The sequence below is a fragment of the Pseudoflavonifractor phocaeensis genome, from assembly GCF_016901955.1.
In the GTDB taxonomy this organism is placed as follows: domain Bacteria; phylum Bacillota; class Clostridia; order Oscillospirales; family Oscillospiraceae; genus Flavonifractor; species Flavonifractor phocaeensis_A.
On the sequence record NZ_JACJLC010000222.1, the window covers coordinates 1 to 501 of the forward strand.

1 protein-coding gene and 1 pseudogene are annotated in these 501 nt (G+C 62.1%); both read right to left on the reverse strand.

What is annotated here, in order from left to right:
• Positions 1–181, reverse strand: a 181-nt coding sequence (locus H6B51_RS17275) for a hypothetical protein (RefSeq protein ID WP_204884821.1), incomplete at its 3' end; no start/stop codon positions are given.
• Positions 182–265: 84 nt separating this feature from the next.
• Positions 266–501, reverse strand: a pseudogene (locus H6B51_RS17280) (hypothetical protein); the annotation flags it as partial.

Sequence of the window (501 nt, forward strand, 5' to 3'; positions counted from 1 at the left end):
CCTCTGAGATGGAGGGCGGGGTGTCCGGGGGAATCACCGGAGGCCGGGCCAGCAGCTTGAAGCCGACGATGACTGCCAGCACCAGCACCGCCAGTACTGCCAGAATGACAAACAGGATCTTGGCCGCTCTCTGGCCGGCGGTCAGTGGGGGGTGTTCCTTTTTCAGAAGCCGTTTGGCCACAGGCACCACGCCTTTCTTTGGTAGGATAGCTCGCGTTTGCGCGATAAAGTTTAGACGGCGAAGCGGCCCAAAAAGTTTCCCCGTTTATGTATTTTTTTCGACAGATCCGTTCTCTCCCACCAGGCGGCCCCGGATGCTGAGGGTGGCGGCGGTGAGGGAGTTCACCGCCCCCAGCAGGTCGCACAGCAGCTGGTTCTGCCGGGTCAGCTCCTCCAGCACCCGGTCCAGGCCGTCAGGTGAGGGAACGGGTACCGGATAGGCCCCCCAGCAGGGCAGCGGGTTGCAGTAACGCTTCATCACTGGTTCCTCCACGATAGGGG